General features: G+C 68.2%; 25 protein-coding genes. 10 read left to right on the top strand and 15 right to left on the bottom strand.

The features are described from left to right. Nucleotides 1-36 precede the first annotated feature (36 nt). Nucleotides 37-690 carry a response regulator gene (locus ACFVWR_RS04025; RefSeq protein ID WP_387208236.1) on the top strand — a complete coding sequence of 218 codons (654 nt, stop codon included), beginning with the start codon at nt 37-39 and terminating at the stop codon, nt 688-690. An 18-nt stretch (nt 691-708) separates the two neighbouring features. Here ACFVWR_RS04025 and ACFVWR_RS04020 read toward each other — a convergent pair whose 3' ends face one another. From ACFVWR_RS04020 to ACFVWR_RS04005, 4 genes are all read right to left on the bottom strand, one after another. Further along, nucleotides 709-1,983, bottom strand: a complete 1,275-nt coding sequence (locus tag ACFVWR_RS04020) for an MFS transporter (RefSeq protein WP_387208233.1) — start codon at nt 1,981-1,983, stop codon at nt 709-711. A gap of 107 nt (nt 1,984-2,090) precedes the next feature. After that, a complete protein-coding gene (locus tag ACFVWR_RS04015; RefSeq protein ID WP_387208231.1) occupies nt 2,091-2,318 on the bottom strand; it encodes a hypothetical protein in 228 nt (75 codons plus the stop codon). Further along, a complete protein-coding gene (locus ACFVWR_RS04010; RefSeq protein WP_387208229.1) occupies nt 2,318-2,626 on the bottom strand; it encodes an MTH1187 family thiamine-binding protein in 309 nt (102 codons plus the stop codon). Before ACFVWR_RS04010 ends, ACFVWR_RS04015 begins: the two co-directional genes overlap by 1 nt. Before the next feature lie 47 nt (nt 2,627-2,673). Further along, nucleotides 2,674-4,002 carry a hypothetical protein gene (locus tag ACFVWR_RS04005; RefSeq protein ID WP_387208226.1) on the bottom strand — a complete coding sequence of 443 codons (1,329 nt, stop codon included), beginning with the start codon at nt 4,000-4,002 and terminating at the stop codon, nt 2,674-2,676. A gap of 110 nt (nt 4,003-4,112) precedes the next feature. On the opposite strand from ACFVWR_RS04005, the gene ACFVWR_RS04000 reads away from it, so the two are divergent. After that, entirely contained in the window at nt 4,113-4,814 is a 702-nt protein-coding gene (locus ACFVWR_RS04000; protein ID WP_387208318.1) for a YceI family protein, read from the top strand. Between the two features lie 3 nt (nt 4,815-4,817). Here the strand turns inward: ACFVWR_RS04000 and ACFVWR_RS03995 are convergent, their stop codons facing one another. Continuing rightward, nucleotides 4,818-5,714, bottom strand: a complete 897-nt coding sequence (locus tag ACFVWR_RS03995) for an NAD(P)H-hydrate dehydratase (RefSeq protein WP_387208223.1) — start codon at nt 5,712-5,714, stop codon at nt 4,818-4,820. A gap of 49 nt (nt 5,715-5,763) precedes the next feature. Here ACFVWR_RS03995 and ACFVWR_RS03990 point away from each other — a divergent pair, with 49 nt between their 5' ends. Then, nucleotides 5,764-6,381: an HAD family hydrolase gene (locus tag ACFVWR_RS03990; protein WP_387208220.1), complete on the top strand. Its 618-nt coding sequence runs from the start codon at nt 5,764-5,766 to the stop codon at nt 6,379-6,381. Between the two features lie 34 nt (nt 6,382-6,415). After that, the gene (locus ACFVWR_RS03985) at nt 6,416-7,501 is read left to right on the top strand and encodes an NADH:flavin oxidoreductase/NADH oxidase (RefSeq protein WP_387208217.1); all 1,086 of its coding nucleotides are present in this window, start codon (nt 6,416-6,418) and stop codon (nt 7,499-7,501) included. Nucleotides 7,502-7,519: 18 nt separating this feature from the next. On the opposite strand, the gene ACFVWR_RS03980 is transcribed toward ACFVWR_RS03985, so the two are convergent. The 4 genes from ACFVWR_RS03980 to ACFVWR_RS03965 form a co-directional block, all read right to left on the bottom strand. Beyond that, nucleotides 7,520-7,900 (bottom strand): VOC family protein, encoded by a 381-nt coding sequence (locus ACFVWR_RS03980; RefSeq protein WP_387208215.1) that lies wholly within the window; start codon nt 7,898-7,900, stop codon nt 7,520-7,522. A gap of 43 nt (nt 7,901-7,943) precedes the next feature. Continuing rightward, entirely contained in the window at nt 7,944-8,981 is a 1,038-nt protein-coding gene (locus tag ACFVWR_RS03975) for a hemolysin family protein (protein ID WP_387208213.1), read from the bottom strand. Further along, nucleotides 8,974-10,278 (bottom strand): hemolysin family protein, encoded by a 1,305-nt coding sequence (locus ACFVWR_RS03970; RefSeq protein ID WP_387208316.1) that lies wholly within the window; start codon nt 10,276-10,278, stop codon nt 8,974-8,976. The genes ACFVWR_RS03975 and ACFVWR_RS03970 overlap by 8 nt, the downstream gene beginning before the upstream one ends. Nucleotides 10,279-10,402: 124 nt before the next feature. Continuing rightward, entirely contained in the window at nt 10,403-11,842 is a 1,440-nt protein-coding gene (locus ACFVWR_RS03965; RefSeq protein ID WP_387208211.1) for a GuaB1 family IMP dehydrogenase-related protein, read from the bottom strand. Nucleotides 11,843-11,978: 136 nt separating this feature from the next. Between ACFVWR_RS03965 and ACFVWR_RS03960 the strand changes: the two genes are divergently transcribed. Both ACFVWR_RS03960 and ACFVWR_RS03955 read left to right on the top strand, forming a co-directional pair. Next, on the top strand, nt 11,979-15,830 hold the full coding sequence (locus tag ACFVWR_RS03960; protein WP_387208209.1) for a multifunctional oxoglutarate decarboxylase/oxoglutarate dehydrogenase thiamine pyrophosphate-binding subunit/dihydrolipoyllysine-residue succinyltransferase subunit: 3,852 nt from the start codon (nt 11,979-11,981) through the stop codon (nt 15,828-15,830). A gap of 79 nt (nt 15,831-15,909) precedes the next feature. After that, a complete protein-coding gene (locus ACFVWR_RS03955; protein ID WP_387208207.1) occupies nt 15,910-16,677 on the top strand; it encodes a VOC family protein in 768 nt (255 codons plus the stop codon). Nucleotides 16,678-16,699: 22 nt separating this feature from the next. Here the strand turns inward: ACFVWR_RS03955 and ACFVWR_RS03950 are convergent, their stop codons facing one another. Both ACFVWR_RS03950 and ACFVWR_RS03945 read right to left on the bottom strand, forming a co-directional pair. Beyond that, nucleotides 16,700-16,942, bottom strand: a complete 243-nt coding sequence (locus ACFVWR_RS03950) for a zf-HC2 domain-containing protein (protein ID WP_387208205.1) — start codon at nt 16,940-16,942, stop codon at nt 16,700-16,702. Continuing rightward, nucleotides 16,939-17,589, bottom strand: a complete 651-nt coding sequence (locus tag ACFVWR_RS03945) for a sigma-70 family RNA polymerase sigma factor (protein WP_387208203.1) — start codon at nt 17,587-17,589, stop codon at nt 16,939-16,941. Before ACFVWR_RS03945 ends, ACFVWR_RS03950 begins: the two co-directional genes overlap by 4 nt. A 110-nt stretch (nt 17,590-17,699) precedes the next feature. On the opposite strand from ACFVWR_RS03945, the gene aroA reads away from it, so the two are divergent. The 4 genes from aroA (at nt 17,700) to ACFVWR_RS03925 (ending at nt 21,294) form a co-directional block, all read left to right on the top strand. Beyond that, the gene (gene aroA / locus ACFVWR_RS03940; RefSeq protein ID WP_387208201.1) at nt 17,700-19,061 is read left to right on the top strand and encodes a 3-phosphoshikimate 1-carboxyvinyltransferase; all 1,362 of its coding nucleotides are present in this window, start codon (nt 17,700-17,702) and stop codon (nt 19,059-19,061) included. Beyond that, nucleotides 19,062-20,144 (top strand): ribosome small subunit-dependent GTPase A, encoded by a 1,083-nt coding sequence (gene rsgA / locus ACFVWR_RS03935; protein WP_387208198.1) that lies wholly within the window; start codon nt 19,062-19,064, stop codon nt 20,142-20,144. Between the two features lie 12 nt (nt 20,145-20,156). Next, complete coding sequence (bcp, locus tag ACFVWR_RS03930) at nt 20,157-20,633, top strand: thioredoxin-dependent thiol peroxidase (RefSeq protein WP_387208195.1); 477 nt, start codon at nt 20,157-20,159, stop codon at nt 20,631-20,633. 94 nt (nt 20,634-20,727) lie between these two features. Further along, complete coding sequence (locus ACFVWR_RS03925; RefSeq protein ID WP_387208193.1) at nt 20,728-21,294, top strand: acetate uptake transporter; 567 nt, start codon at nt 20,728-20,730, stop codon at nt 21,292-21,294. Between the two features lie 93 nt (nt 21,295-21,387). Here the strand turns inward: ACFVWR_RS03925 and ACFVWR_RS03920 are convergent, their stop codons facing one another. The 4 genes from ACFVWR_RS03920 to ACFVWR_RS03905 are packed head-to-tail and all read right to left on the bottom strand — an operon-like array spanning nt 21,388 to nt 24,843. Continuing rightward, nucleotides 21,388-22,155: an ABC transporter ATP-binding protein gene (locus ACFVWR_RS03920; RefSeq protein WP_387208190.1), complete on the bottom strand. Its 768-nt coding sequence runs from the start codon at nt 22,153-22,155 to the stop codon at nt 21,388-21,390. Then, nucleotides 22,155-22,994 carry an ATP-binding cassette domain-containing protein gene (locus ACFVWR_RS03915; RefSeq protein ID WP_387208187.1) on the bottom strand — a complete coding sequence of 280 codons (840 nt, stop codon included), beginning with the start codon at nt 22,992-22,994 and terminating at the stop codon, nt 22,155-22,157. The genes ACFVWR_RS03920 and ACFVWR_RS03915 overlap by 1 nt, the downstream gene beginning before the upstream one ends. Then, nucleotides 22,991-23,884, bottom strand: a complete 894-nt coding sequence (locus ACFVWR_RS03910; RefSeq protein ID WP_387208185.1) for an ABC transporter permease — start codon at nt 23,882-23,884, stop codon at nt 22,991-22,993. The genes ACFVWR_RS03915 and ACFVWR_RS03910 overlap by 4 nt, the downstream gene beginning before the upstream one ends. Beyond that, nucleotides 23,881-24,843, bottom strand: a complete 963-nt coding sequence (locus ACFVWR_RS03905; protein WP_387208182.1) for an ABC transporter permease — start codon at nt 24,841-24,843, stop codon at nt 23,881-23,883. Before ACFVWR_RS03905 ends, ACFVWR_RS03910 begins: the two co-directional genes overlap by 4 nt. Between the last annotated feature and the right edge of the window lie 19 nt (nt 24,844-24,862).

Below are 24,862 nucleotides of genomic sequence, written 5' to 3'. Positions count from 1 at the left end.
CTCTCGGCCACCGGATACCGCGAAGAAAGGCCACTCGTGAGCGAGGCTCCCCCGATCAGGATCGCGATCGTCGACGACCACAAGATGCTGCTCGGCGCACTCACCGAATGGATCCGCAGCGCCGCGGACGACATTCGCATGGTCGCCGCGGTCACCACGTGGCCGGAACTGCTCACCTCCCCGGAGTTCCCGGTCGACGTCGTGCTGCTCGACCTCGATCTCAAAGACAACATCCCCGTCTCCTTGAAGCTCTCGACGCTGAAGACCACGGGAGTCCGCACGGTTCTGATGAGCACGTACTCGGAGCCGGCCGTGGTGCGCGAGGCGCTGGCCGCGGGCGCTCTCGGCTACCTCGTGAAGAGCGAAGACGCGGAGATGATCGTCGAGGCGATCCGCGCGGCGAGCAAGGGCGAGTCGTTCATCTCGGCCGAGCTCGACCTCGCCCTGAACGCCGGTGAGGCCGGCGGGTCGCCCAAGCTGAGCGCGCAGGAGCGCCGGGTCATGGCCCTCTACGGAGCGGGCGAGCCGGTCAAGGCCGTCGCCTTCCAGCTCGGCATCTCCGACGAGACGGCGAAGAGCTACCTGAAGCGCATCCGCGAGAAGTACCGTGTGGCCGGCTACGACGTCGGCACCAAGGTCGCCCTCCGCAAGCGCGCCATCCTCGACGGAATCCTGCTCCAGAACGACTAGAGTCCCAGCGTCCGCGGGCTAGTCGAGCGGGAGCGGGGTGGCGCGCTGGGCGTGCACGACGCCGGTGTCGACACCGCGGCGCACGCGCGAGCGGTCGATGCCGAACGAGATGACGGCCAGCACGATGCCCCCGGCGCAGAGCACCGCGCCCACGGCGACCGGCGACAGGTAGCCGAACCCGGCGGCGATCGTCAGCCCGCCGAGAAAAGCCCCCGCGGCGTTGGCGATGTTCAACGCCGAGTGGTTGAGGGCCGCCGCGATCGACTGACTGTCGTGGGCCACATCCATGAGCCGGGTCTGGATGGCCGGCGACAGCGCCGTCGACGCCGCGGCGATCACGAAGAGCGAGATGAGCAGCCCCGGCAGGGTCTGCGCCGTGAAGAACAGCGTGGCCAACCCGACCAGGAAGATGCCGAAGAAGATCAGCATGCCGCGCTTGAGATCGCGGTCGGCCATCCACCCGCCGTACAGGTTGCCCACGGTCATGCCGATCCCGATCAGGATGAGCACCAGCGGCACCGACGACTCCGGCAGCCCGGTGACGGTCGTCACCAGGGGGGACACGTAGGTGTACACGGCGAAGAACCCGCCGAATCCGACCGCTCCGATGGCGAGCGCCAGCCACACCTGGAGGCGCGTGAACGCCTTGAGCTCGTTCGCCATCGTCGCCTTGGGGTCGCCCGCCTGCCACGGCACGAGGAAGGCGACGGCGACGAACGTCAACGCGAAGATCGCGGCGACCACGAGATAGGCGGTGCGCCAGCCCTGGGCCTGGCCCAGCCAGGTGATGGCGGGAACTCCGATGACGTTGGAGATCGTGAGACCGGAGAGCACGAAGGCCACTCCCTGACCGCGTTTGCCCGGCCCCATCAGCGAAGCGGCGACGAGGGACGCGATGCCGAAGTATGCGCCGTGCGGCAGCGCGCTCACGAACCGAGCGAGCAGCACCAACTGGAAGGTGGGCGCGAGCGCCGAGGCGATGGTGCCGATGGTGAACGCCACCAGGAGCCAGAGCAGCAGCTGTTTGCGCGGCAGCCGCGCAGCGAACGCCGCGATCGTCGGCGCCCCGACCACGACGCCGAGCGCGTAGGCGGAGATGATCCAGCCCGCTTGCGCGTTGGCCTCGTCCGGTGACGTCGCGTAGAGGGTCGGCAGGAGGTCATGGGCGATGTTGGGCAGCAGCCCCATGGCCACGAATTCGGTCGCGCCGATTCCGAAGCCGCCGAGGGCGAGCGCCAGCAGGGCGAGACGGGTTCGGGCGGGAGAGGTCGTCGGCGAGGGCGCGAGGCTCACGCCTCGTGCCCTTCAGAGAAGGGGTTCACCGGATCAGCCTATCGAATCGTTTCGACTCCGCGGTACGTCATCGCGGGACGCCGCGGCGCTGATCGAGCCGTGCGCCGTTACGGCGCGAGCGTTCCGAACAGCTCCGGGTAGGCGTCGGCCGCCTGCTCGTCCTGCGCGTCGTCCTCGTCGCGCCGGCCCCGCACCGACCGGGTGATCGTGCCCACGATGGCCACGATCACGGCTCCCACCAGGGGCCCGACGATCAGCAGGGCGACCACCAGAATGACCGGCCACCACACAGAGACCGCCACTACGAAGAGCCAGACCCAGCTCTCCGGGTCCATCAGTCACCGCCGCCCAGGGCGGTCTCGAGTCGTTCGAGTTTGCCGGTGAGCTCACCCGTGAACCCGGGCCGGATGTCGGCCTTCAGCACCAGCGAGACGCGCGTTCCGAACGCGCCCACCGCATCCGTCGCCCGCTTGACGACGTCGAAGACCTCGTCCCACTCACCTTCGATCGTGGTGAACATGGCGTCGGTGCGGTTCGGCAACCCCGACTCGCGCACCACCCGCACCGCGGCCGCCACCGCGTCGTGCACGGAGGCGTCTGCGCCCTCTCCCCCGCTCGGTGCCACAGAGAATGCAACCAGCATCGTTCCTCCTCGAGTTCGACGACCGTGTATCCCAGCCTAACCACGACTCAGTGTTCTGCGCCGACCCCTTCGGCCGGGACCGCGACGGAGGGCGCCCGGAAAGGCCAGACCTGGTGCGGCAGCGCGTCGAGTTCGATGTCCGACGGATGCGGCCGGCGCCAGAGCGCCACGATCGCCCAGCCGAGGATCACGAAGAAGAGCAGGTTGCGCACGGTGAGCACCGTGATGAGGGCGGCCTGTGCCGTGAGCACCTCGTCGTAGAAGAACGGGTAGATCAGCTGGGTGAGCGCCGCGGTGATCGTCACCAGCACGGCCGGCGTGCGGAAGCCGCGGCCCTGGTAGACGAGGCCGAGGAGCACGGGAGCCGCCAGCCAGGCGACGTACTGCGGCGAGCCGACCTTGTTGAAGGCGATGAACGCCGCCACGAACGCCAGCGAGAGTTCGGGCAGGATGCGGGTGACCGGCAACCCGCGGCGCACCGAGCGCACCCCGATCAGCACCACGACCGCCACCGCGACGATCAGAAGGGGGGTCATGACGGCGCTCGCGGTCGCCGTGCCCGGCCCGGTGACCTGGAAGGTGAGGATCTCGCGGTCGTAATAGATGACCGCATCCGGAACGCCGAGCGCGGCCTGCCACATCCAGATCGTGCTGACCGGGGCCTCGATCTGCAGCCCGCGGTCGGTCTGCGTCGTGATGAAGCTGAACACGTGCATCCCGGAGCCGAAGGTCAGCGCGACGATGACGATGACCAGACTCGTGACGGCGGCGACGACGAGGATGTGCCCGCGGGAGCGCAGGGCGATGACGGCGGCGGCGATCAGCGCGGCCGGCCACACCTTGATCCAGGTGGCCAGAGTCAGCACCACGATCGCGGCCCTCTCGTGCATGGTCAGCCAGAGGAGGCCGACGATGGCGAGCGCGACGGAGATCGCATCGAGCCTGCCCACCGCGATCGGGCCGAGCAGCGCGAGAAAGACGAGCCACCACCAGGCCGCCGCGATGCGACGGGGGTCTCTGCCGATGACGAGGAGCGCGAACGCGGCCGCGTCCACCAGCAGAACGAGCGTCAGCCAGCCGCCGGTGTAGTTGTCCGCCCCGAGCAGGAGGGGCAGCATGATCGGCACGATCGCCACCAGCGGATACACCCAGTCGGTCTGCACCCCGACGACGGAGGTGCCCTGCGCCGCGAGCTGCGCCCACGGCTTGTAGACGAGGAACACGTCGCCGAGCGGCATCCCGACCGAGTGCAGACTGAGGAATCCGATGAGGATGTGCACCAGCAGAAACGCTATCCAGAGGGCGAACGGGCTCCTCAGCACCCGCCGAGCGCTCGTCGTCTCCGGCGCCGGATCCGGTGCCGGTTCTGTCCCCATAGTCGCCCATCGTAGCGGTCGGCAGTCGGCGTTCCTGGTTCCCAGAAACGCCATCGACAACTCCCAGGAAGACGACATGCGCTCTCCCTAAGGTCGGTGACATGTCTCCAATGCGCCGCTCGTCGAAGATCTGGATCGGGGTTGTCGCCGCCGTCGTCGTGGTGGGTGCCGCCACCGCCATAGCGGGCCCCTACATCTACCGGGACCTCATCTCCGGCCCTCCTGCTGCTGTGCCGACGGTCGCCCTCACGACCGAACCCGACGCCGAGACCACGCTCGACACATCCGACCTCAGCGGTGACTGGACAGTGGGCGCTTCGTCGTTCGCGGGCTACCGGGTCAAAGAGGTGTTGAACGGCGTCGACGTGACCGTGACCGGTCGCACCGAGAAGGTGTCGGGATCGCTCAAGGTCGACGGGCTGACCCTGACCCAGGCGAAGGTGACGGTGGACGTGGCGTCCATCGCGACCGACGAGCAGGCCCGGGATGCGTACTTCCGCTCCACCGCCCTGCAGACGGACAAGTTTCCGGAGGCGACGTTTCAGCTGACCGAACCGGTCACCGCCACCGGAACGCCGAAGGCGGGCACGGCTCAGACCCTCAAGGCAACGGGTGACCTCACTCTGCACGGAGTGACGAAACACGTGACCATCGACCTGCAGGTCGCTCTGAACGGCAACGGTGGGCAGCTGAGCGGCAGCATCCCGATCACCTTCGCAGACTTCGGCGTCGAGGCCCCGAGCCTGGGCTTCGTGACGGTCGAGAAGACCGGTTCGGTGGAGTTCCTGCTGAACCTCGAGAAGTCGAAGTAGCGGCTACCCCTGGCCCGTGTCCACACCGTGACCGAGCAGTTCCCGCACCACGATCGGCAGCGACTCCGCGATGTCGAGCGCTGCGATCGGGCCGCCGTCGGAGGCGATCTCTCCGGCGCGACCGTGTATGAACGCTGCGGTCGCGGCGAGCGCGGCGAGTGCGGATGCGCCCCGCTCCGCGATCTCGTCGGCGTGCGTCGCCACCAGCGCGCCGAGCACGCCGCCCAGCACGTCTCCGCTTCCGGCGGTGGCCAGCCAGGCGGGCCCGTCCGCCACGCTGAAGCGGGAGCCGTCCGGGCTCGCGATGTACGTCGTGCTGCCCTTCAGCAGCACGGTCACGCCGAGCGACTCGCTCGCTCGCACCGCCCACGCCCCCGGATCGGCGGCGATGTCGTCGGCCGTGACCGCATCCGTGTCGTCGTCGGCCGCTGCTGCGAGCACGCCGGCGAGCTCCCGGTAGTGGGGCGTGATCACCACCGGCCCTTTCGCTTTTCCGACGAGGTCGAGGGCGCCCGCGTCGATGACGACAGGCGCGCCGTCGGCGAGCGCCGCGTTCAGGCGCACCGCGTCGTCTTGGGGCCGCGAGGCCGCATCCATGCCCGATCCGATGAGCCACGCCTGCACGCGCCCAGGGGCGGTCACGATCTCGGGGCGGCGCTGGAGCACGAGCCCCGCCGCCGCGGGTGCGCCCAGGTAGCGCACCATTCCCAGGCCGGTGCGCACGGCCGCCTCGACGCCGAGCACAGCGGCGCCCGGGTAGCGGTCGGAGCCGGTGACCACACCGAGCACCCCCCTGCTGTACTTGTCGCTCGACGCGGCAGGCACCGCTATCCAGTCGAGAGTGTCCACAAGGTGCCACTCGTGCCAGTTCTCCACAGCTTCTCCGCTCCGCGCGTTCACGTCCACCCCTTCACGATAGGTTGAAATGACAGGCAGAGGGGCAGCGAACATGGGCATCACCATCCCGGGCAAGGTCATCGTCTTCGACTACGGCGAGGTCATCTCGGTCACACCGACCGAGGCAGACAGGGCTCAGCTCACCGAGCTCGCCGGCGGCGACGCCGACGTCTTCTGGCCGGCATACTGGCGCCATCGCGACGCTCTCGACCAGGGCACACTGAGCATCCGAGACTACTGGCGGGGTATCGAGCGCGAGCTCGGCGAGCAGTGGGGCGACGCGAAGGTGCACCGCCTGTGGCTCGCCGACTTCCGCAGCTGGCTGAGCATCGATCATGACACCCTCGACGTTCTGGTCGAGCTGCAGCAGGGCGGCACGAGAATGGCGCTGCTCTCGAACGCCGGCCGCGACTTCGGCTCCTACTTCCGGCACGGCACTCTGGGCGACCTCTTCGAGCAGGTCTTCGTGAGCGGCGAGCTCGGCACCGTGAAGCCTGGCGCCGAGATCTTCGAGACGGTGCTGCGCGAGCTGGCCATCACTCCGGCAGAGATGGTGTTCATCGACAACAAGGAGGCGAACGTGCTCGGCGCCCAGGCGCTCGGCATCGCCGGCCACGTTTTCACCACCGCCGCCGACCTCCGGGCATATCTGACGTCGCTCGCGGCTTGACCTCAGCAGACCGTTCGCGACAGAAAGGACATCCATGCCCAAACTCTTCGACCCGCTGACCCTGCGCGGGGTCACCATCCGCAATCGCATCTGGACCTCGCCGATGTGCCAGTACTCCGTGCTCGATGAGTCGGGCATCCCCCAGCAGTGGCACCTCGTGCACCTCGGTTCGCTTGCCGCGGGCGGGAGCGGCCTCGTGCTCGCCGAGGCCACGGCGGTGAGCCCCGAAGGGCGCATCTCGCCGCGCGACACCGGAATCTGGAACGACGAGCAGCGCGACGCCTGGATGCCGATCGCATCGTTCATCGCGTCGCAGGGCGCGGTGCCGGGCATCCAGCTCGGCCACGCCGGGCGCAAGGCGTGCACGTGGCCGGCCTGGGGCTACGAAGACAGAATCGGGAGCGTGCCCGTCGACGAAGGCGGTTGGCCGACCGTGGCGCCGTCGGCCATCCCGTTCGGCGACGACGACGTTCCGCGCGAACTCGATCTCGCCGGCATCGACAAGATCGTCGACGACTTCACGAGCGCCGCCCGCCGGTCGGTCGAGGCAGGGTTCCGTGTGATCGAGCTGCACGCAGCGCACGGCTACCTGCTGCACCAGTTCCTCTCCCCCATCGCCAACGAGCGCACCGACGATTACGGCGGCTCCCTCGAGAACCGCGCACGGCTGCTGATGAGAATCGTCGCGGCGGTGCGCGAAGTCATCGGCGACGACATCGCGTTGTTCGTCCGCTTCTCGGGCAGCGACTGGGCTCCCGGCGGGTGGGACGAGCAGCAGACGGCAACGGTCGCAGGGTGGGCCGAGGAGGCCGGCGCCGACTTCTTCGACATCTCGAGCGGCGGCATCCAGGCGGGCATCCGCATCCCGCTCCAGCCGGGCTACCAGGTTCCGTTCGCCTCACACGTTCGCAGCTCCGCAGAGGTGGGCGTAAGCGCCGTCGGCCTCATCACCACCCCGCAGCAGGCGGCCGACATCGTCGAACGCGGCGAAGCGGATGCGGTGATGCTGGCCCGGGAGCTGCTGCGCGACCCGCATTTCCCCCTGCGCGCCGCACACGAGCTCGGCGTGGAGGTCGACTACTGGCCCTCGCAGTACTTGCGTGCCCGCTGGCGCCGCTAGGTACAGTTCTTCAGTTCTTCAGTTCTTCTGCGACACGCAGAGGATGTTGCCCTCACTGTCTTTGAACCACGCCGCGCGATCGCCGGGCGATGTGGCGATGCCGTTCTCGGTCTTCAGCCCCGGAAAGTCGTACTCCTCGAACACGACGCCCCGGTCGCGCAGGTGAGCGACGGTCCCCTCGATGTCGTCGGTGGACCATCCCATCGCGGTGTTCTCCGCGGTGCCGGCGTTCGCCGTCTCATAGAGCTGGATCTTCGCGCCACCGCTGGCGGCATAGACCGTGTAGACACCTTCGACGGCCTCTTCGGGTTCGAGTTCCAGCTTGTCGCGGAACCACTCCGTGGCGCGCTGGAGGTCGGAAGCAGGCAGGACCGCATAGATCGGAAATTTCTCTAACATGAGATTTCCTCCTCTTCTAGGTCCAGGGTACGCGCCTTCGGCCTCAAGAGCGCCGGGTCGCGTCCTGCACTTCTCCCACGAGCTCTTCGATGATGTCTTCGAGGAACAGCACTCCCGTCGTCGTGCCGTCGGCGTCGACGACGCGCGCCAGGTGCACCCCCGAGCGACGCATCGTCGCCAGGGCGTCTTCGAGGTCGCTGTCGGCGAAGACCGTCGCTAGGCGGCGGATGCGTTTCGCCGGCACCGGCAGTTCGAATCCGGTCTCTTCGAGGTCGAGCACATCCTTGAGGTGCAGGTAGCCCGTCGGCTCACCCGATGCGTCGGGAACGACATAGCGCGAGAACCCGTATTTCGACACCGCACGCTCGACGTCGACCGGCCGCGCCGATACGGGCAGCGTGATCAGCGAGTCGAGCCCGACCGCCACATCCCGCACCTTCTTGGAGGTGAACTCGAACGCCGCGGTGAGCGCTCCCGTGCGGTCGGTGAGCACCCCTTCCCGCGTCGACTGGCTGACGATCGTCGCCACCTCGTCGAGCGTGAACGTGCTTGCGGCCTCGTCTTTCGGCTCCACCCGGAACAGCCTCAGCACGCTGTTGGCGGACGCGTTCAACGCGACGATGATCGGGCGCACGGCCCGGCCGATCGCGACGAGCGGCGGAGCCAGCAGCAGCGCAGCCTTGTCTGGCATCGAGAACGACAGGTTCTTCGGCACCATCTCGCCGAACACCACGTGCAGGAACGACACGATCACCAGGGTCACGATGAACGCGATCGTGCCGATGACCTCGTCCGGCCAGCCGGTCAGATGCAGCGGCCCCTCCAGCAGGTGGTGGATGGCCGGCTCGGAGACGTTCAGGATGAGCAGCGAGCACACCGTGATGCCCAGCTGTGTCGTCGCGAGCATGAGCGTCGCGTGCTCCATGGCGTAGAGCGCCGTCTTCGCGCTGCGCTTGCCGCGCTCGGCCTGCGGCTCGATCTGTGAGCGACGCGCAGAGATCACGGCGAACTCGGCGCCGACGAAGAACGCGTTGACGAGTAGCAGCACGACGAGCCAGATGATTCCCGCCCAGTCACTCATGGTCGCTCACCTCCTCGATCTCCGGGTCGGGCGTGTACCGGATGCGGTCCACCCGCCGTCCGTCGAGGCGCTCCACCCGAAGCGTCCCACCGTGCAGCTGCACCTCGTCGCCGACGACCGGCAGGCGCCCGAGCTCGTTCATCACGAAGCCGGCCACCGTCTCGTACGGTCCGTCGTCGGGAACGGTGACGCCCGCGCGTTCCTGCAGTTCGTCTGGCCTCAGGATTCCGGGGAAGGTCAGCGAGTCGCGCCCGCGCACCACGCCGGCACGCGTGCGGTCGTGCTCGTCCGCCACCTCTCCCACGATCTCCTCCACGAGGTCTTCGAGTGTTGCGATTCCCGAGGTTCCGCCGTACTCGTCGACGACGACAGCCATCTGGTAGCCGCGGGCCCGCAGCTCGCCGAGCAGGGTGTCGAGGTTCATCGTCTCCGGCACGCGCAGGGCATCCGTCTGCAGGGCAGAGGCGGGAACGCGGGAGCGCCGCTCGCGCGGAACGGCGACCGCCTGCTTGACGTGCACGATGCCCGCGATGTCATCGATGTCCTCGTCGATCACGGGAAACCGCGAGTATCCAGTGCGCCGGGCGAGGTCGAGCACGGCCTGTGCCGGCTCGCCCCGCTGCACCGTCGCGATGCGCGGCCGCGGTGTCATGACGTCAGCCGCGGTGTGGCTGGAGAAGGCGAGCGTGCGGCTCAGCAGCGTCGCCGTGTCCTCCTCGAGAACGCCGGCGCTGGCCGAGCGGCGCACCAGAGACGACAGCTCCTCCGCCGTGCGCGCCCCTGAGAGCTCCTCCTTCGGCTCGATGCCGAAGAGACGCAGCACGCCGTTCGCCGTGCCGTTGAGGAGCGCGATGAAGGGCTTGAAGACGACCGTGAACATCGTCTGGAACGGGATGACGAGCTTGGCCGTCGCAATGGGCAGCGCGAGCGCGAAGTTCTTCGGAACGAGCTCGCCGAGGATCATCGAGAGCAGCGTCGCCACCACGATGGCGACCGTGGTCGAGATCGGCGCCACCGCGCCGTCGGGCAGGCCCGTCGACGTCAGCGGCCCGCGCAACAGACCGCTGATCGCCGGCTCCATCGTGTAACCGGTGAGCAGTGTCGTCAGCGTGATGCCGAGCTGGGCGCTCGAGAGGTGCGTCGAGGTGATCTTGAGCGCCGCGATGGTCATCGTCAGGCGCGTCTCACCCCGCGCCCGGCGGGCTTCGAGGTCGCCGCGGTCGAGGTTCACCAGCGCGAACTCGCTGGCCACGAAGAGGCCGGTGCCGACCGTCAGCAGGAGGCCGACGCCGAGCATGATCCACTCAGAGGCCACGGTCGTCACCCCCGCAAAGTGGGGTACCGCGCTCTTGAGTGCGGAGGAATGGGCTGGCAGCAGAGGGAGGGTCGTCCATTTCCCCGCCAACTATACCGCCCCGTCGCTACCAGGAGACTGGGAGGGCCTTGCCTTCTTCATAGCCGGCCGCCGACTGGATGCCGACCAGCGCGCGCTCGTGGAACTCCGGCACCGAGCGGGCTCCGGCGTAGGTGAACGAGCTGCGCACGCCGGTCGTGATCATGTCGAGCAGGTCTTCCACCGACGGCCGCAGCGGGTCGAGGTAGATGCGCGAACTCGAGATGCCTTCGGCGAACAGGGTCTTCCGCGCGAGCTCGTAGGCGTCGAGCCGCTCGAACCGGCCTTTGACCGCTTTCGTGCTCGCCATGCCCCAGCTCTCCTTGTAGAGGGCACCGCTCGCGTCGGAGTCGAGCATCCCCGGCGCCTCGATGGTTCCTGCGAACCACGAGCCGATCATCACGGAGGCGCCGCCGGCGGCGAGCGCGAGCGCCACGTCGCGCGGATACCGTACTCCGCCATCCGCCCACACGTGCGCGCCGAGCTCGCGGGCCGCGGCCGACGTCTCGAGGACCGCGGAGAACTGGGGGCGCCCGACGGCGGTCATCATGCGGGTCGTGCACATGGCGCCGGGGCCGACACCGACCTTGAGGATGTCCGCGCCTGCTTCGACGAGGTCGCGCACCGCCTGTTCGGTGACGACGTTGCCCGCCACGATCGGCAGCCCGAGGTCGAGCGCCCTCACCTGGCGGATGGCGCTGCGCATCCCCTCCTGGTCGCCGTGCGCCGTATCGATGACCAGAACGTCGACGCCGGCAGCGGCGAGCGCCTTGGCCTTTCCTGCCACGTCGCCGTTGATGCCGATGGCCGCGGCGACCCGCAGCCGGCCGTGCGCGTCGACGGCCGGCGTGTAGATGGTGGCGCGCAGCGCGCTGCGCTGGCTGAGGGTGCCGACCACCCGGCCGTGGTCGAGCACCGGCGCGAACTCGAGCCCGGCGGCGTTCATCACGTCGAACGCGCTGCGCCCGTCGGTGATGTCTTCGGCGTCGAGCGAGGTGAGCGCGCCGTGCAGCAGGTCGCCCAGGCGCGCGTCGGGAAGGGCGGAGCCGAGCTGGCTCGCGGCGAGAGCGCCGAGGTAGCGCCCGTCGGCGTCGTGGATGACGATTCCCTGGCCCTCGACGGCTGGAACGCGGCGCAGCGCATCCCCGACCGTCTGCTCCGGGTCGAGCGCGTACGGGGTGTCGAACGCCACCGGCTGTGCCTTCACCCAGCGGATCGCGTCGTCGAGGTCTTGGAGGTGCATGTCTTGGGGGAGAACGCCGAGTCCGCCCCGGCGGGCCAGGGTTGCCGCCAGCCGCTTTCCGGTCACCGAGTTCATGTTCGCCGACACGATCGGGATGGTCGCGCCGGTGCCGTCTTCGGGTGCGAGCGACACGTCGAGGCGGCTCGTCACCGACGATCGCGACGGAACGAGGAACACGTCGGAGTATGTGAGGTCGTGGCGCGGGGTCGTTCCATAGAACTGCATGGGAATAACGGTATCCCTCCGAGCCGATCGCCCGCACCCGGCGCCCGATGGGATTAGGCTTGAACACTGGATGGTAGCGGGCGGTCACGAGCCGCCCGATCAAGTCGAAATCAATGGAGAGAGTGGGCGATCGGCTGTGTCGAGCCAATTGACCGGTGTGGGTACCGACGACGGATCGTCGGGCGAATTCGGAGCCAACGAGTGGCTCGTCGACGAACTGTACGAGCAGTTCATCGTCGACAAGAACTCGGTCGACAAGTCATGGTGGCCGATTCTCGAGAGCTACCAGCCGACCGTCAAAGACGACGCTCAGGCATCGATCCCGACCCCGGATGAGACCCCGGCCCCCACCCCGTCGGAGCCCACCGTCCCCTCGCCCACCGAACCCAACCCGCCGGCGCCGACCGAGCCCACCGTCCCGTCGCCGGCCGAGCCCGGCGCCTCCGCACCGGCGGAGGAGTCCCGGCCGGTCACCGCGCCGGTTTCGACGATCGGCACGCAGCCCGTGGCACGCACCACCTCCATCGCGCCGAAGCCGCAGCCGGTTCCCGCAGACGCGCCCGTCACCGCGCCCAGCAGCGTCGTGCCCTCGGGCGACGGCTCCACCGAGGAGCCGCAAGACAAGGTGACCCCGCTTCGCGGAATGTCGAAGAGCCTCGCGACCAACATGGATGCGAGCCTCACCGTGCCGACCGCCACGAGCGTTCGCACCATCCCCGCCAAGCTGATGATCGACAACCGCATCGTCATCAACAACCACCTGAAGCGCGCACGCGGCGGCAAGGTGTCGTTCACCCACCTCATCGGCTGGGCGCTCATCCAGGCCCTCAAGGAGTTCCCGAGCCAGAACGTCTACTACGACGAGGTCGACGGCAAGCCGTCGGTCGTGGCTCCGGCGCACGTCAATCTCGGCATCGCCATCGACATCCCCAAGCCCGACGGCACCCGTGCGCTGCTCGTGCCGAGCATCAAGCGCGCCGACACCATGGGGTTCGGCGAGTACCTCGCCGCCTATGAGGAGCTCGTCGGCAAGGCCCGCTCGAACAAACTGACCGCCGCCGACTTCGCCGGCACGACGCTCTCCCTCACGAACCCGGGCGGCATCGGCACCGAGCACTCCGTTCCCCGCCTCATGAAGGGCCAGGGCTGCATCATCGGCGCCGGCGCCCTCGACTACCCGGCCGAGTTCCAGGGCTCGAGCGAGAAGACGCTCGCCGGCCTCGCGATCGGCAAGACCATCACGCTCACGAGCACGTACGACCACCGCGTCATCCAGGGCGCGGGATCGGGTGAATACCTGAAGATCGTGCACGAGATGCTCATCGGCAAGCGCAACTTCTATGAAGACATCTTCGCGGCGCTGCGCATCCCCTACGACCCGATCCACTGGGCCCCCGACATCAGCGTCGACCTGGCGAGCGCCGTCGACAAGACTGCCCGCGTGCAGGAGCTCATCAACGCGTTCCGCGTGCGCGGCCACCTGATGGCCGACATCGACCCACTTGAGTACAAGCAGCGGTCACACCCCGACCTCGACATCGCGAGCCACGGCCTGACCTTCTGGGACCTCGATCGCGAGTTCGTCACCGGTCAGTTCGGCGGCGACAAGCGCCAGATGAAGCTGCGCGACATCCTCGGCGTGCTCCGCGACTCGTACTGCCGCACGATCGGCGTCGAGTACATGCACATCCAGGACCCTGCCCAGCGCAAGTGGTTCCAAGACAAGCTGGAGCGCGGCTACGAGAAGCCTTCGCACGACGAGCAGCTCCGCATCCTCGGCAAGCTCAACGAGGCCGAGGCGTTCGAGACCTTCCTGCAGACCAAGTACGTCGGTCAGAAGCGCTTCAGCCTCGAGGGCGGCGAGTCGACCATCGCACTGCTCGACACCATCCTTCAGGGGGCGGCAGAGGCCGAACTCGACGAGGTCGCCATCGGCATGGCCCACCGCGGCCGCCTGAACGTGCTGACCAACATCGCCGGCAAGACCTACGGTCAGATCTTCCGCGAGTTCGAGGGAACGCAAGACCCTCGCACGGTTCAGGGCTCCGGCGACGTCAAGTACCACCTCGGCACCGAGGGCACCTTCAAGGGCGCGAACGGCGAAGAGATCCCCGTCTATCTGGCGGCCAACCCCTCGCACCTCGAAGCCAACGACGGCGTCACGGAGGGCATCGTGCGCGCCAAGCAAGACAGGCGCCCGCCGATGACGTTCCTGACGCTGCCCATCCTGATCCACGGCGACGCGGCCATGGCGGGCCAGGGCGTGGTCGTCGAGACCCTCCAGATGTCTCAGCTGCGCGGATACCGCACCGGCGGCACCATCCACGTCAACATCAACAACCAGGTCGGCTTCACCACCTCGCCGAGCGAGTCCCGCTCCTCGGTGTACTCGACGGATGTCGCCAAGACCATCCAGGCCCCGATCTTCCACGTGAACGGCGACGACCCCGAGTCGGTCGTGCGCGTCGCGCAGCTCGCGTTCGAGTACCGCCAGGAGTTCAAGCGCGACGTGGTCATCGACCTCGTCTGCTACCGCCGCCGCGGTCACAACGAGGGCGACGACCCCTCGATGACGCAGCCGCTCATGTACAACCTGATCGAGGCCAAGCGCTCCGTGCGCCGGCTGTACACCGAGGCCCTCGTCGGCCGCGGTGACATCACGCAGGAAGAGTTCGAGCAGGCGCACCGCGACTTCCAGGACCGCCTGGAGCGCGCGTTCATGGAGACGCACGCGGCGCAGACCAACTCCGTTCCGGTCGTGACCGGCGACGTCGAGACGGTCGCCGACCTCGAGCTCCCCACCGCTCAGCAGAACGAGGGTGCGGGCGAGCCGGAGACCACCGGTGTGAGCGAGCAGGTCATCCAGCTCATCGGCGACGCCTTCAACAACCCGCCCGCCGGTTTCACCGTTCACCCGAAGCTGCAGCAGCTGCTGAACAAGCGTTTCGAGATGAGCCGCAACGGCGGCATCGACTGGGGCTTCGGCGAGCTGCTGGCCCTGGGTTCCGTGCTGCTCGAGGGAACCCCGGTGCGCATGGCCGGACAGGACACCCGCCGCGGCACCTTCGTGCAGCGTCACGCGGTGCTCCACGACCGCGCGAACGGTCAGGAATGGCTGCCGCTGGCGAACCTCAGCGAGAACCAGGCCAAGTTCTGGATCTACGACTCGCTGCTCAGCGAGTACGCGGCCATGGGCTTCGAGTACGGCTACTCCGTCGAGCGAGCGGATGCTCTCGTGCTCTGGGAGGCACAGTTCGGCGACTTCGCCAACGGCGCCCAGATCATCGTCGACGAGTTCGTGTCGTCGGCCGAGCAGAAATGGGGCCAGCGCTCTTCCGTCGTGCTGCTCCTTCCGCACGGCTACGAGGGGCAGGGGCCCGACCACTCGAGCGCCCGCATCGAGCGCTACCTGCAGATGTGTGCCGAGAACAACATGACCGTCGCACGTCCGTCGACTCCGGCCTCGTACTTCCACCTGCTGCGTCGCCAGGCTTACGCGCGGCCGCGCCGCCCGCTGGTCGTTTTCACCCCGAAGGCGATGCTGCGGCTGCGCGGTGCGTCCAGCTCGATCGACGAGTTCACGAGCGGCCGGTTCGAGCCGGTGATCGACGACGCCCGCATCCAGGACCGCGGTGCGGTGAAGCGGGTGCTGCTCATGGCCGGCAAGCTCTATTACGACCTGCTGAACGAGCTCGAGAAGAACCCGAACCCGGAGATCGCCCTCGTTCGCGTCGAGCAGTTCTACCCGCTGCCCGCCGACGAGCTGAAGGCGACGGTCGACTCGTACCCCAACGCGGAACTCGTGTGGGTGCAGGACGAGCCCGAGAACCAGGGCGCGTGGCCGTTCATGGTGCTGGAGACCTCCAAGCTCGGGCCGCGCCCGCTCGGCGTGATCTCCCGCCCCGCGTCGGCCTCCCCCGCCGCCGGTTCGGCCAAGCGTCACGCGCAGGAGCAGAGCGTTCTCATCCAGCGCGCGCTGTCGCTGTAGTCGCGTCATCTGTGAGAAGGGCCCCGACCGTGTGGTGGGGGCCCTTCTCACGTTCTGTCCGCCGTCGTAGGCTGCGGGCATGACCGCACTGACGAACCACCGCCTCGGCGAGCCCTGCTGGGTCGACTACGCGAGCAGCGACCTCGACGTGTCTCGCGAGTTCTACACGTCGCTGTTCGGCTGGACGGCGGATGTCGCGCCGCCCGAGTACGGCGGCTACGTCACGATGCGCTCCAACGGCCGAGCGGTGGCGGGCATGGGGTCGGCCATGGGCGACATGCAGCGGGACACCTGGACGACCTATCTCCTCGTCGAGGACGCCGCGAACACCGAGCGCACTGCCGTCGACTCGCACGCCCAGGTGTCTGCACCCACGATGACCGTCGGTGATCGCGGCTCGATGGCGGTGCTCGCCGACCCGGGCGGTGCAGCGATCGGCATCTGGGAGCCGGAGGGTTTCCGCGGCTTCGAGGCGGTCGCGGAGGTCGGAGCGCCGGCCTGGCACGAACTGTATGCTCGCGACTTCCTAGCCCAACTCGACTTCTACACGACCGTCTTCGGCTGGTCGACCCAGGTGCTCGGCGACACGGCGGACTTCCGCTACTCGACGTTCGGTCCGGAGGGTTCACCCGCCGGCGGCGTCTTCGACGCCGACAAGACGCTCCCCGACGGTGTTCCGTCGCACTGGACGATCTACTTCGGTGTGGAAGACGCCGACACCGCGTGCGCCCGGGCGGTCGAGCTGGGCGGTACGGTCATCCGCGACCCTTGGGTCAGCGAGTTCGGCCGCTTCGCGCAGGCGAACGACCCGCTCGGCGGCATGTTCCTCCTGCACCAGGTGCGTTAGGCCGCGACGGCGGCCCTCATGCCTAGTGGGTGGCCTGGATCGAACGGATGCGCAGCAGCACCTCGGTGCGCAGCGTCTCCGGAGCGGTCTCCTTGCAGGCGCGCTGCACCACCTCGGTGAGCACGACGCTCAGGTGCGCCTCGTCGGCGCATCCGTCGCACGAGGCGAGGTGTTCGCGGATGTCTGTAGCGTCTTCGCTGCAGAGCTCGTTGCGAAGGTACTCCTCGAGATCTTGCTTGGCTTTCTCGCAGCCGCAGTCGGTCATTTCTTGCTCCTGGAGGTTTGCACGGCGGGGGCTCGGACGGCGGAGAGCCCTCGTTCGTGCGCGTAGTCGGTGAGAAGTTCCCGCAGCATGCGACGGCCGCGGTGGAGGCGGCTCATCACGGTGCCGATCGGGGTTTTCATGATGTCGGCGATCTCCTGGTAGGAGAATCCTTCGACGTCGGCGAAATAGACGGCCATCCGGAAATCCTCGGGGATGGCCTGCAGCGCGTCTTTGACGGCGCTGTCGGGCAGGTGGTCGATCGCTTCGGCCTCGGCCGACCGGGTGGTCGACGACGTGAACGACTCGGCGCCACCGAGCTGCCAGTCTTCGAGTTCGTCGATCGCCCCCTGGTACGGCTCGCGCTGCTTCTTGCGATACGTGTTGATGAACGTGTTGGTGAGGATGCGGTACAGCCAGGCCTTCAGGTTGGTGCCCTGCTGGAACTGGCGGAACGCCGCGTAGGCCTTCACGAACGTCTCCTGCACCAGATCTTGCGCGTCGGCGGGATTTCTGGTCATGCGAAGTGCGGCCGCGTACAGCTGATCCATGTACTGGAGGGCCTGCTCTTCGAAGAGCGAACCGAGCGCAGTCGTCTCGTCTTGCTGAGCGACTGATTCGTCGGGAGAGGTGTCGTCGGTGGTGGTCATCACCGGCCAGTCTAGTTCTGCCAGTGCGCCGGCACTGGGAGAGTCCAGAACAGCTGTGGATGCCACGACGGTCCTTCCTTCGGTCTCAAACGCGGATAATCTTGACAACAATGCTCATCTCGAAATATTCCGCGCCCGAGTTCGATCCTTACGGCGACAACACGCACGACGAGCCGACCACCCTGTGGCCCGCGCCCGTCGCCTCCGGCGCGCTGACCGCATCCGTCTCCCTTCCGGGGTCGAAGTCGCTGACGGCCCGTGAACTCGTGCTCGCGGCGCTTGCCGACGGTCCGTCGCTGCTGCGCGCCCCTCTGCACTCGCGCGACACCACCAACATGGTGGCGGCGCTTCGCTCCCTCGGCGTCGGCATCGAGGAGAAGCCGGGCAGCGGGGAGTTCGGCGCAGACCTGCTCGTGACGCCGCCGGAGGAACTCTTCGGAAGCACCACCATCGATTGCGGCCAGGCCGGAACGGTGATGCGGTTCGTCCCCCCGGTCGCCGGCCTCGCGCTCGGCCCGACGATGTTCGACGCCGATGATTCAGCCCGCGGGCGGCCGATGCGGTCCATCATCTCCTCGCTGCGCGACCTCGGCGTCGACATCAACGACGACGGCCGCGGCTCCCTGCCCTTCACGGTGCACGGCACGGGCCGTGTCGCCGGAGGGGCGATCTCGATCGACGCCTCGTCGTCGAGCCAGTTCGTGAGCGCGCTGCTGCTGTCGGCGCCCCGCTTCGAGAACGGCCTCGACCTCACCCACTCGGGCGAGCGTCTGCCGAGCCTCCCCCACATCGAGATGACCATCGCGAGCCTCGCAGCACGCGGCGTCGTCGTCGAGTCGCCGGAGGTCGGCCACTGGATCGTCGCGCCCGGCTCGATCCGCGCGGTAGACGTCGACATCGAGCCGGACCTCTCGAACGCGGCTCCCTTCCTTGCCGCTGCCGTCGTCACTGGCGGCTCCATCACGATCTCAGGCTGGCCCGCCGCAACGACGCAGGTGGGCGACGACCTCGCCGACCTGCTTCCGCTCTTCGGAGCCACCGTCACGCGTGACGGTGATCGCCTCACCGTCACCGGGGGCGACTCCGTCCGCGGCATCACCGTCGACCTCAGCACCGGTGGCGAGCTCGCACCCGCCATCGTCGCGATCGCCGCTCTGGCCGACGGTCCGAGCGAGATCACCGGGATCGGCCACATCCGCCACCACGAGACCGATCGCCTGGCGGCCCTCGCCGCCGAGATCAACGGCCTGGGCGGCGCGGTGACCGAGCTGCCCGACGGGCTCCGCATCGAGCCGAAGCCCCTTCACGGCAGCGTGTGGCGCAGTTATGAGGACCACAGGATGGCGACCGCCGGCGCGATCATCGGCCTCGCAGTTCCCGGCGTGGAGATCGAGAATGTCGCCACGACCGCCAAAACCCTGCCGCAGTTCACCGAGCTGTGGCAGCGGATGGTCGAGGAAGGCACCGCATAGATGTCGTGGTGGGCGGACGAAGACGACGATGAGGATGTGCTCGACGCATACGACGAGTCGAGCATACGATCCCGTCCCAACCCCAAGGGCAACCGCCCGCGCAGCAAGCAGCGTCCCGAGCACGCGGACGCACGGATAGCCAGGGTGCTCGGCGTCGATCGAGGTCGCTACACTGTGCTCCTCGACGAGAACACCCCCACAGAGCACCAGGTGACGTCGACCCGCGCCAGCGAACTGCGCAAGCACGCGATCGTCACCGGCGACAGGGTCGCGGTCGTCGGCGACACGTCCGGAGACGACGGCACCCTCTCGCGCATCGTCCGCATCGAACCGCGCACGACCCTGCTGCGCAGGAGCGCCGACGACACCGACGAGGTCGAACGCGTCATCGTCGCGAACGCCGACCAGATGCTCATCGTCGTCGCGGCCGCGAATCCCGAACCCCGCACCCGCCTGGTCGACCGCTATCTGGTCGCCGCCTACGACGCCGGGATCAGTCCGATGCTGTGCGTGACGAAGATCGACCTGGCGGACCCTTCGCCCTTCCTCCAGAACTTCGCCGGGCTCGACCTCCCGGTCTTCACGAGTCGCGAAGACCACATCCCGGTCGATGAGATCAAGAGCGCCCTGGTCGGCCACGACACGGTGGTCGTCGGCCACTCGGGCGTCGGCAAGTCGACGCTCGTCAACGAGATCGTGCCGGGCGCCAAGCGCGCGACAGGGCACGTCAACGTCGTGACCGGCCGCGGGCGGCACACATCGTCGTCGACCGTGTCGCTGCGGGTCGAGAACGGCGAAGGCCGCGGCTGGGTCATCGACACCCCGGGCGTGCGGTCGTTCGGCCTCGGGCACATCGACACCGACAGCATCCTCAAATCGTTCACCGACCTCGCCGAGCTCTCGGAGGACTGCCCGCGCGGATGCACGCACCTGCCCGATGCCCCCGACTGCGCGATCGTGGAGGCGGTCGAGAGCGGCAGGCTCGGCGAGATGGGCCGCGTGCGACTCGACTCGTTGCAGCGGCTGCTCGCGACGTTCGCGACGGCTCCGGGATCCGGTGGCGGTTCGGGCGAGCGTCGCTGAGAGAATGGGGAAATGGATGACATCAAGCTCGAAGCCGGCACCGCCTCCCCCGCGTTCACGCTGACCGATCAAGACGGAACCGACGTCTCGCTCGGCGACTTCGCCGGCAAGAAAGTGATCGTGTACTTCTACCCGGCTGCCATGACGCCGGGCTGCACAAAAGAGGCCTGCGACTTTCGCGACAACCTCAATTCGCTCGCTGCGGCCGGATACCAGGTGATCGGCATCTCCAAAGACGCGCCGGCCAAGAACAAGCAGTTCCAGGAGCAGGAGCACCTCAACTTCCCACTGCTGTCCGATGAAGATCTGGCCGTTCACAAGGCATACGGCGCTTACGGCGAGAAGAAACTCTACGGCAAGACGGTCACCGGTGTCATCCGCTCGACGTTCGTGATCGATCCCGATGGGAGCATCCGTCTGCCGCTCTACAACGTCAAAGCGACCGGCCACGTGGCGAGCCTGCGCAAGAAGCTCGGCCTCGACGCCTGAACCGGCAGAAATACAAACATTTACAATTTTGGATGACTCATCCTAAAGTCGGTACTGCGACGACGAAGTCGCAGTACCGATGAAGGAGTACACGTTGAGCACATCCACCAACCTTGCCGACCCCGCACCGCTCGGGCTCAGCGCCTTCGGGCTCACCACCCTCATACTGAGTCTCGCGAACGCCGGCATCGTGCCAGAGGCCGGAGCCGCCGTCATCGGTATGGCCCTGTTCTTCGGCGGGCTCACCCAGGCTGCGGCAGGCATGTGGGAGTTCGCCCGCGGCAACACTTTCGGCGCCACCGCCTTCTCGTCGTTCGGCGCGTTCTGGCTGGCCTTCTGGTGGCTGCAGACGAACCCTGAAGTCGCACAGAAGGCAGGTGCGGCCGGCGTCGGAACGTTCCTGGTCGTCTGGCTGGTGCTCACGGCGCTCCTCACCGTCGCCGCGGCGAAGACCAACGGCGCCACGCTCACCGTCTTCGTTCTCCTCACCCTCACGTTCGCCGCTCTCACGATCGGCGACTTCACCACCCTCGTCGGCTTCACCCGGGTGGGCGGCTGGCTCGGCATCGCAACGGCCGCGGCAGCCCTATACACGGCCTGGGCGGGCGTGACGAACGCCACCTGGAAGCGCGACGTGCTGCCCGTTTGGCCGCGCGGTTAGCCCACACGAACTTCGGTCGCCGCGCCACGCGAATCACCGTGGCGCGGCTTCGTACGTGCGCGCGGCGACCGGACCCGACGCCGGCTGTCGTCGCTAGCGCTCCGCGGGAAGCCGCGGAACCGAGTCGAGCAACGTGCGGGTGTAAGGATCGGCGGGAGACCCCAGAACGGCGCGCGTGTCCCCCTGCTCCACGACTCGGCCGCCTCGCAGCACGACGGTCTGCTCGCACAGCGCCGCGACCACACCGAGGTCGTGCGACACCATCACCACGGTCATCCCCTCGCGCTCTCCGAGTCGGGCGAGAAGCTCGATGATCTGGATGCGGGTGGTCACATCGAGCGCGCTGACCGGCTCGTCGGCGAGAAGGATGCGCGGGCGCGCCACGACGGCGCGCGCGATCGCGATGCGCTGGCGCTGCCCGCCGGAGAATTCGTGCGGATACCGGCGGGCTGCGTCGGCGGGAAGACCGACGGACTGGAGGGCCTCGGCGACGCGCTGCGCCGCTGCCGCGCCTGAGGCCACCCCGAGCGAGCGGAGCGGTTCGCCGACGATGCGATCGACGTTCTGCCGAGGGTCGAGCGACGAATACGGGTCTTGGAACACCGTCTGAACGCTGCGGCGGAACTCGCGCATGCGCCTGCGGTCGCGGCGGTCGAGCGGCACCCCGTCGAAGAGCATCGCACCGCTCGTCGGGGCGGTCAGCCCGAGCAGGAGGGAGAGCACCGTGGTCTTGCCCGCGCCCGACTCGCCGACCAGACCGACACTGCGACCGGCCTCGATCGCGAACGACACGTTCTCCAGCGCGGGTTTCGCGCTGCGACGGTAGGTGAAGCCTGCGTCACGCAGTTCGAGCACGGCCATCACGACACCTCCAGAGCCGCGTCGAGCTCGCGGGCGCTCCGGACGAGTTCGACCGTGTACGGGTCGGAGGGCACGCTGAGCAACTGCGCCATCGTTCCGCGCTCGACGACGCGCCCATCACGGAGCACGATGGCGCGATCGGTCATCTTGGAAACAACCGCGAGGTCGTGACTAACGAACACGAGCGCCATCCCCCGCTCAACGACCAGGGAGTCGAGCAGGGCGAGAACCTCGGCCTGAACGGTCACGTCGAGAGCGGTCGTCGGCTCGTCTGCGATCAGAAGTCTCGGCCGGCAGGCGAGAGCGGCGGCGATGGCGACGCGCTGACGCTGCCCGCCCGAGATCTCGTGCGGGTAGGCGCGTGCGATGCGCTCCGGGTCGGGCAATCGCACCTCTGCGAGCGCTTGAAGCACCGCTTCGCGCAGGGCCGCTCCGCGCAGGCCGAGGTGCCTGCGCAACGGTTCGGCGACCTGCTTGCCGAGGCGCATCAAGGGGTCGAGGGCGGTGAGCGGCTCTTGGAAGACCACCGAGGCCACGCGGCCCCGGAGATCGACGAGATCGCGTTCGCGCGCGCCGATCACTTCGACGCCGTCCAGCACGGCGCTCCCCGTCGCGACCAGGCCCGACGGCAGCAGGCCGGTGACGACGAACGAAGTGAGCGACTTGCCGGAGCCCGATTCACCGATCAGGCCGAGCCGCTCCCCCGGCGCGACCTGGAACGACACGTCGCGCACGAGTCGCGTTCCGTCACCCGACGCGACGCTCAGGCCGCGCACGTCGAGCACGGGTGCGGAGCCCGGGGTCACGGTGTCGGTTGTGGTCGTCTCAGCGGCGTTCATCGTGACCCCCGGCGGGTGGGGTCGGCCACATCCCGAAGCCCGTCGGCAACGAGGTTCACACCGATGACGAGCACGACGAGGGCGACGCCCGGCGCGATGGCTCCGACGGGAGCCACCGCGACCGTGCCCTGTGCCTCTTGAAGGAGCCTGCCCCACGATGCGTTGGGCGGCGGTGCGCCGAGACCGAGATACGACAGGCTCGCCTCCGCCAGCACTGCCACGCCGAACTGCAGGGCGAGGTTCACGCTGAGGGTGGGCCAGATGTTGGGGAGGATGTGCCGGCCGATCACACCGAGCCAACCGGTGCCCGAGGTGCGGGCGGCCGTCACGTACTGCTGGGAGAGCACGCGCTTGGCGAGCACGCGCGTGAGGCGGGCGACGACGGCGGACATGGCGAGGCCGATCGCGAGGATGGCCGTGCCGAGCGATGCTCCCTGCGCTGCGACGACGAGCATCGCGAGCAGCAGCGTCGGGAACGCGATGAGGATGTCGAGGGCAGCGGAGATGGTGTCGTCGAGCCAGGCCGAGGCGAACGCGGCGAGCAGCCCCAGAGTGATGCCGATGACGGCGCCGATCGCGACAGAACCGATGCCGACCGCCAGCGCGATTCTTGCGCCGGTCATCAGCTGGGTGGTGAGGTCGCGCCCCAGTTTGTCGGTGCCGAGCCAGTGCGTCGCTCCCGGCTGCTCCAGCCTGCCGCCGGAGATGTCGCTCGGTGCGAAGGGCAGCCAGAAGAACGACACGACGGCTATCACGACGATGATGCCGACGAGGATCAGCCCGATCGTGAGTGTCGCCGAGCGACGTCGACGGGCGCGCGGAGCCGCGGCGCGACCGTCTGGCTGCGGCGGGCCGGCGTGGCCGGCGGCCTGGTCCACGATCGCGCTCATCGGTTGCCCGAGATGCTGTGCCGCAGGCGCGGATCGATGACGCGTTGCAGGATGTCGGCCGCGAACCCGATGAGCAGCACCGCGAGAGTGCTGACGAACAGGATGCCCTGGATGTTCGGATAGTCGTGCTGCGAGATTCCGCGCAAGAGCATGCTGCCGAGGCCGGGAAGGGTGAAGACGCTCTCGACGACCACAGCGCCGAGGAAGGTCGTCGCCAGTTCGATGCCGAGGATCGAGATCACGGGAACCGCTCCGTTGCGCAGCCCGTGCCGCCACATCGCCTGGCCGAAGCTCGACCCGAGGGCCCGCGAGTTGCGCAGGTAGTCGCTGCCGATCACATCCAGCGTCGCGCTGCGCACATACCGGGCTATGGATGCGCTCATCACGATGGCCACCGTGATCACCGGGAGGGCGAGAGACGTGAGGGCGGCCGCGGGGTCTGCCCAGTCGTCGCGCGGAAAGCCACCCGATGGGAACCAGCGCAGGTTGATCGAGAACGCGCTCACGAGCAGGATGCCCACCCAGAACACGGGAACGGCTATTCCGAGCTGCGAGATGGCCGACAGAGCGATGCCGTACCAGGTGCCGGCCTTCCACGCGGCCACGAAGCCGATCACGAGCGCCAGCACGAGGGCGAGCGCGAAGGACAGCAGGGTGAGCGGGATGGTCACGGCCAGCCGCGATGCGATCTCAGGACCGACAGGCAGCGACGTGATGAACGACTCGCCGAGGTCGAACCTCAGCATGCCGCCGAACCAGGAGGCGAATTGCGCCAGGAGCGGTTGGTCGCTGCCGACCTGCTTCTGCGCCGCCGCGATCTGCTCGGGAGTGGCGTTGATCGAGAGGAGCGCGTTGGACGGGTCGCCCGGGAGCACCCGGAGCAGGAGGAAGAGCACGATCATGGCCAGCACGAGCGACACCACCAGGAACGCGGTGCGGCGCAGGATGTACTTGGTCATGATCTGTTAAGCGTAGGTG

The sequence above is a fragment of the Leifsonia sp. NPDC058292 genome (assembly GCF_042880955.1).
Lineage (GTDB): Bacteria > Actinomycetota > Actinomycetes > Actinomycetales > Microbacteriaceae > Leifsonia.
This window is presented reverse-complemented; position numbering and strand designations above follow the sequence as displayed.